The sequence below is a fragment of the Lawsonibacter sp. genome, assembly GCF_022777125.1.
Lineage (GTDB): Bacteria > Bacillota > Clostridia > Oscillospirales > Oscillospiraceae > Lawsonibacter_A > Lawsonibacter_A hominis.
The window spans coordinates 25,640-32,425 of record NZ_JALFGV010000134.1 but is presented as its reverse complement, the minus strand read 5'-3'; the positions used below and the strand labels follow the sequence as shown (position 1 = coordinate 32,425).

At 61.2% G+C, this 6,786-nt stretch carries 6 protein-coding genes; all 6 read right to left on the bottom strand.

Going from position 1 to position 6,786, the window contains the following annotated elements; genetic code table 11:
- Positions 1 to 259 precede the first annotated feature (259 nt).
- Positions 260 to 1,555: a uracil-xanthine permease family protein gene (locus MR825_RS10960; protein ID WP_287880729.1), complete on the bottom strand. Its 1,296-nt coding sequence runs from the start codon at positions 1,553 to 1,555 to the stop codon at positions 260 to 262.
- Positions 1,556 to 1,663: 108 nt separating this feature from the next.
- Positions 1,664 to 3,985, bottom strand: coding sequence for a xanthine dehydrogenase family protein molybdopterin-binding subunit (locus tag MR825_RS10955; protein WP_287880727.1), 2,322 nt, complete (start codon positions 3,983 to 3,985; stop codon positions 1,664 to 1,666).
- On the bottom strand, positions 3,982 to 4,458 hold the full coding sequence (locus tag MR825_RS10950; RefSeq protein WP_186906534.1) for a (2Fe-2S)-binding protein: 477 nt from the start codon (positions 4,456 to 4,458) through the stop codon (positions 3,982 to 3,984). Before MR825_RS10950 ends, MR825_RS10955 begins: the two co-directional genes overlap by 4 nt.
- A 13-nt stretch (positions 4,459 to 4,471) precedes the next feature.
- Positions 4,472 to 5,305, bottom strand: coding sequence for an FAD binding domain-containing protein (locus tag MR825_RS10945; RefSeq protein WP_186906535.1), 834 nt, complete (start codon positions 5,303 to 5,305; stop codon positions 4,472 to 4,474).
- A complete protein-coding gene (locus MR825_RS10940) occupies positions 5,302 to 5,880 on the bottom strand; it encodes a hypothetical protein (RefSeq protein ID WP_287880725.1) in 579 nt (192 codons plus the stop codon). The genes MR825_RS10945 and MR825_RS10940 overlap by 4 nt, the downstream gene beginning before the upstream one ends.
- Before the next feature lie 84 nt (positions 5,881 to 5,964).
- Positions 5,965 to 6,765: a cyclase family protein gene (locus MR825_RS10935; RefSeq protein WP_186906537.1), complete on the bottom strand. Its 801-nt coding sequence runs from the start codon at positions 6,763 to 6,765 to the stop codon at positions 5,965 to 5,967.
- Positions 6,766 to 6,786: the final 21 nt, after the last annotated feature.

Sequence of the window (6,786 nt, the reverse complement as noted above, 5' to 3'; positions counted from 1 at the left end):
AAGACGATATGATATTTACATTCCCACTTCGTGTGTGCTAAACTTGATACATCAAGTTTCATCCGGACTTGATTCCTCCTTTGGTTTTTTGTGGCGGTTGGCAGACCTCTGCTATTATACCAAAGGAGGATTTTTTCCTGGCATAGCTAAAGCTTTTTGGAACCACCGGCACAGCCGGTGGTTTTCTCTTTACAAACAGGCCGGAGCGGCCGATTGGCCGCTCCGGCTTTCTTATTTGTCATGGACCTGGTTAACGCATTTACGAGGCGGCGCTCTCCTCCATTTCCTCCATGGAGAACTCATAGTCCTTGCCGGGGAGGGCCGCATTGAGGACGATGCCGAAAATGGCGGCGCAGGCCAGTCCGGACAGATTCACGTAGGGGCCCAATTGCAGGCCGCCGATACTGTTGATGCCCAGTCCGGAAACCAGTATAATGGCCGAGATCATCAGGTTGCGCTGTTTGGTCAGGTCCACATGGTTCTCCACCATATTGCGCACGCCGATGGCCGAGATCATGCCGTACAGGATGAAGGACGCGCCGCCGATGACGGCCGCAGGCATAGCTCCGATGATGTTTTCAAAGAAGGGGATGAAGGAAAGGATGATTGCGATAAGGGCCGCGATTTCGATGACGAAAGGATCGTACACCTTGGACAGTGCCAGTACGCCGGTGTTCTCACCATAGGTGGTGTTGGCCGGACCGCCTACCAGCCCGGCTAAGGAAGTGGCCACGCCGTCGCCGATCAGGGTTCGGTGCAGGCCAGGGTTGGCCAGGAAGTTGCGGTGGCAGGTCGCGCCGATAGCGGAGATATCGCCGATGTGCTCCATCATGGTGGCCAGAGCAATGGGCGCCATGGTCAAAATCGCGCCCACCTCAAATTTTGCAAGGGTAAAATTGGGGATAGCAACAATTTGCTCGGGCATAGAAAAGTTGACCTGTCCAGTAATCGCTCCGATGGCATAGCCGCCCACCACGCCCAAAAGGATGGGAATGATGCCGATCATGCCCTTACCGAACACCGCGCAGCCGATGATGATGGCCATAGTGATGACGCCTAGCCACCAGCACTGCTGTACGTTACCAATTGCCGAGGGCGCAAGGATCAGGCCGATCAGGATGATGATGGGGCCGGTGACCACCGGCGGGAAGAGCCGCATGACCCGCTTGATGCCAAAGGCTGTGATACAACCAGAGAGCACCAAATAGATCAGACCGGCAATGACGATGCCACCGCAGGCGTAAGGCAGGCGGCTGGGATCAAAGCCGGGTTCGCCGGCCATACCGCCGCAGACCACACCGAAGCCGCCCAGAAATGCGAAAGAAGAACCGAGGAATGCGGGTACCTTGCGTCCGGTAACGAAATGAAACAGCAGCGTACCTACTCCCGCACACAGAAGCGTGACGGAAATGCTTAGGCCGGTCAGGATGGGAACGAGGACTGTCGCGCCGAACATGGCGAACATGTGCTGGAAACCAAGGACAATGGTACGGGGCCAGCCGAGCTGCTCCCTTGCATGGTAAATCCCTTTGCTGTAGTCGATGTTTCTAGCCACTGAAATACCTCCCTCCAAACGGTTGCCTTCTTCTTGCCTTCAATTCTGGTGTTTGCCGCAGCTGCGGAGCTACCTCCTCCCTTGCCCGCGCAGCTGCAAGACCGTTTTTCAACCCTTCTCGTTTTCTTGCCGCTCTCGCAACGCTTTCAGCACATCGTCCGGTGTGATGGGCATACGGCGGAACCGAACGCCGATGGCCTGATAGACCGCGTTGGCGATGGCAGGCGCGCCCGGGACCATCAAGGGCTCGCCCACACCCCGGGCGCCGTAGGGGCCGGTGGGCTCCGGATGCTCCACATACTTGACCACCAGCTCCGGCACGTCGTCCGCCGTTGGGATCTTATAGTCCACAAAGCTCTTGTTGAGTACCTTTCCGTCTTTGAGCTTGAGCTCTTCGAACAGAGCGGTGCCCAGAGACTGTACCATCGCGCCCTCCGACTGGCAGGTATAGGTCAGCGGATTGATGACCTTGCCCGCGTCGAAGCAGGAGACCATTTTGAGGACCTTGATATGGCCGGTCTGTGTGTCCACCTCTACCTCGGCCCCGTTGCAGCCGATGGTCCAGAAGGCCGCCGGATGGGAACCCATGCCGGTATCGTGGTCCACATTCAGGTTGTTTTCCAGCGTAAAGCAGCCCACGCCGATCGCGGGTCCGCCTACACCGGAACCGTCCGGGAAGCTGAGGCCCAAGGCAAAGTCGCTCAGCGGCGCCTTCCGGTCGGGGTAGAGTTTATGCGCCACAAAACCGTCACGGAACTCCAGGTCCCGCTTGTAGGCCCCCAGCTTGATCTGGGCCAGATCCAGGATCTTGTTCTTCAGATCCTCGCAGGCCAGCTTGATCGCGTTGCCTGCGCAGTAGGTGGTGCGGCTGGCCACGGTCTGCCACTCATAGGGCGTGTGGTCGGTATCGCCGAACCGGCAGGAAATGAGCCCCGGGTCCACGTCCAGCGTCTCGGCGGCGATCTGGGTCAGGGCCGTCTCGGAGCCCTGACCGATCTCCTGCCCGCTGGTCATCAGGATAAAGGTTCCGTCCTCGTTCATACGGATGATGGCAGAGCTGCCTGCGTTGGTGGGCTGCGAGGGGGATTTCCAGCCCGCGGCCACGCCCTTCCCGCGCTTTCTGGTGGTGGACGGGTCCACCGGCTTTTTGTCATACTCGATGTCTTCCAGCACCTGCTCCAGACAGTCATGGAAGCCGGAGACCTCCATCACCTCTCCGGTTCCGGTAACGCCGCCGGGGCGCAGGCCGTTGATGCGCCGCACCTGAGCCGGGTCCATCCCGATCTTCAGGGCTACCTCGTCGATATTCTGCTCGATGGCGAAATGGATCTCGCACATGCCGAAGCCGCGATAGGGGCCGCCCACGGGATGGTTGGTATAGACGCAGTAGCTGTCGGTCCAGACGTTTGGGATGTCGTAGGGCCCCGCAGAGGCCCAGCCACCTGCCTTGGTAATGTTAACGCCGTACTCGGTGTACGCTCCTCCGTCCCATACAAACTCGTTCTTGACGGCCTGGATCTTTCCGTCCCGGTTGATCCCGGTCTTGATCCTGCAGTGCAGGCCCTGGCGGACATAGGAATTCTCGAACTCATCCTCCCGGGAGTAGTTCAGCTTCACCGGCCGGCCGCGGTTGCGCCGGGCCAACGGTATGATGATGCCCTCCAGAGTCGTGCCCGCTTTGGCGCCGAAGCCGCCCCCCACATAGGGTGAGATGACCCGCAGCTTGTTCAGCGGAATGTCAAAGGCGGCGGACAGGGCCTGGCGCACTGCGTAGGGGGACTGGATAGACCCCCAGACGGTAACCTTTCCGTCCAGATCGTACTGCGCCACGGCGCAGTGGGGCTCCAGCGGCACATGCTGCACGTGGGGGATGTAGTAGGTATTCTCCGTAACGACGTCGCACGCCTCGAAGGCCTTGTCGACGTCCCCCTTGCGCAGCTTATAATGGTGAGAGATGTTGGTGTGGGGCACCGGATGGAAGATCGGGGCCACCTTGTAGGTATGCAGGTCCGGATGGATCAGCGGCGCGTCCGGCTTCATGCCCTCCACGGCGTTGGTAACGGCGGGCAGCTGCTCATACTCCACCTCGATCAGCTCCACGGCTTCGTCGGCGATCTCCGGGGTCTCGGCCGCCACGGCCGCCACGGCTTCCCCCCGGTATTTGGCCGTTCCAACCGCCAGGAAATTCTTATCCTCCAGATAGAGCCCGCAGCGCTTGGTGTAGCAGTCCCCGGTGATGACGCTGCGCACGCCGGGCAGGGCCTCGGCCTTCGACGTATCGATCCGCAGGATCCTGGCATGGGGATAGGGAGAGCGCTTCACCTGAGCGTAGAGCATGCGGGGCATGATGATATCGTCCACATACTGAGCCTGTCCGGTGACCTTTTTGATCGCGTCTACGCGCTGCAAGCTTTCGCCTACCGCCCTCATGCCGGGTCACCTCCTCCATTTGCCGCCCGCTCGATGGCTTCCACGATGCGGGCATAGCCAGTGCAGCGGCAGAGATTGCCGCTGATGGCGTCAATGATCTCCTCCCGGGTGGGGTGAGGCGTTTCCTCCAGCAGAGCGGTGGCCGACATGACGAAGCCCGGGGTGCAGAACCCGCATTGCAGAGCCGCCAGATCCACAAAGGATTGCTGGATGGGCGTCAGTTCCCCATCCTTCGCAAGTCCCTCTATGGTGGTGATGTGCATCCCATCCAGCTCGGGAGCCAGCACCAGGCAGGCGTTGACGGGCTTTCCGTCCACGATGACGGTACACGCCCCGCACTCGCCTGCGCCGCAGCCTTCCTTGGTGCCGGTGAGGGCCAGCTCCTCCCGGAGCACCCGCAGCAGGGTCTTGTTTGCCTCTACGTAGAGTTCCACCGGCTCCTCGTTGACAAAGAAATTGACGCGGTATTTCATGCGGCACACCCCCTCACATCAACGCGCGCAGACTGCGCTCCAACACCACGCCCGCGACCTCCAGCCGGTATTCCTGGGAAGCGCGCACGTCGCTGATGGGCGAGATCTCGCTGCGGGCCAGTTCCACCGCCCGGGTGATGCGCTCTTCCGTCAGAGGCTGGGCATCGAGCAGCGCCTCGGTCTGCCTCAGGCGGATGGGCGTCGGCGCCACGGACCCGTAGGCCACGCGCCAGCCTTCCCCCGTTTTGAGCACGGTGGCGCAAAGGGTGGACAGATCCACTTCCCGGCGGCGTGAAATCTTGGTGAACACCCCGTTTGCACCGGGGATGGCAGGTACCCGGACGGCGGTGACGATCTCCCCGGGACGCAGACTGGTCTTGCGCACGAAGACGAAGAACTCGTCCAGCGGGATCTCCCGTTCTCCCTCGCGACTGACCGCCACGACGCTGGCCCCATAGGCCAGCAGCGGCGTCGCGGTATCCGCCAGAGGGGAGGCGTTAATGAGGTTGCCGGCGCAGGTGGCCCGATTGCGCACCTGCTTGGAACCCACGCTCAGCGCCGCCTTGGCCAGAGTCGGGTAGTGGGTGCAGACCAGCGCCTCGTTCCCCAGCTCGTTCATCGTGACACAGGCCCCTATGGTGAGGCCGTGCTCCGGATCATAGGCGATCCCTCTCAGCCCGGGGATCCGTTTGATATCAATGACCGCCTTGGGCGCGATGAGCTTTTCGCGCAGCTGGATGACCACGTCTGTGCCGCCGTTGAGCAGCTTGCCCTCCGCTTCAAACCGGTCCAGCAGATCAAACGCCTCCTCCAGGGCAGCAGGGGCGTAATATTCAAATGCTTTCATCCCATTCCCTCCTTTCGCAGGGATACGGGCCGTTCCTGCGCCGGTCCGGCGAACGCCCTGCGCGCTCCGAAACTCAGCCGTTGGGCCACCAGGCCGCTCAGCCGGGTCCGATCGCCCAGATAGAGCGCCAGATCCTTCCACGCTCCGTCCGAAAGCGGAGCCGCCGGGTCCGCACAGACCTGCAGGAACAGCTTGTGGAGCAGGAACAACGAGTTGTAATAGTCGAAATAGTGCTTTTTCAGATGGGCGCTTTGCCCAATGGACTGAAACAGCGCCCGCAGCGTTTCGTCCAGCTGTGCGTCATAACGAGCCATCTCCCCGCTTCCGCCCAGCAGGAACGCATTCCGTACCGCCTCCGGCTGTTCCTCCATCGGCAGGAGCCGGCGCAGGCCGGAGGCGTCGGTCATGACGCGCGGCAGAAGATCCTCTCTCCCCGCGGCGTAATCCCTGGCCTCCAGAAACAGCAGCCCGAAACGGTCCCCCATCGCATGGGTGGAGCGGTTTTTCCAGAAATAGACCAGGCAGAGCGCGGCGATGACCAGAGCCATCATCCCATAGGCCAGCAGCTGCGGCATCTTCTCCTCCCTTTCCGCTGTACATCCCGGACCGATCCCCAACCAGGGGCAGTTCCGCGCGGAACTGCCCCTGGCAGCGGTACATCACACGTCTTCGAAGCCGTCGAAGGCCACGATGCGGGAGATGCAGCTTTCCCCGTCCACCAGCTTCCACGGGAAGCAGCCGATGATCACGCGTTTGTTGGACAGCTGCTCGATCTCGCCGCCCAGGCACTCGGCATGGATCGCCTCGTAGGGCTTGCAGAACAGCTCGATATGCATGGCCTGATAACGGTCCGGCCAGGGATATACCTCGTTGAGCGCCTTGCCGTAGCGCTCCCGGAAGACCTTGTCGCACTTCTCGGCCTCCATGGGCTCCCAGTCGCGGATCTTGGTGTTCATGGGGTGGTCGGCGGAGCCGCAGTCCACGCCGATCCAGCGGATCTTCTTGTCGCGCACCCACTGAATAAAGTCCAGGGAGGGCCCCGGGTGGCGGAGCATATAGCGCCGCTCGTCGGCGGTGGGAGAATCCCATCCATAGATGTGATAGCCCGTGTTGATGATGAGGATGTCGCCCTCCTTCACTTCGACCCGCTTCTCGATGTCCTCAGGGGTGTAGATGCCCCAGTCCTCGGCCTGGTCGGACAGGTCCACCACCACGCCGGGAGCGCACAGTTTGGTCAGCTCCAGAGAGGCCATGTCCCGTCCGGCGGTGTCAAAATGCAGCGGGCCGTCCAGATGGGTGCCCACGTGGTTGGAATGGGTCAGCAGCTGGCCGTTGGCGCCGTTGGGGGCCAGACGCTTGAAGAATTTCATCTGCAGCGGTTCGTAAGTAGGCCAAGGGGGCGTGTTGATCCCGATGGGGATGCTCAGATCATACATTTTGATGTCGGACCATTTGCTCATAACGAAACCTCCTATCGTCTT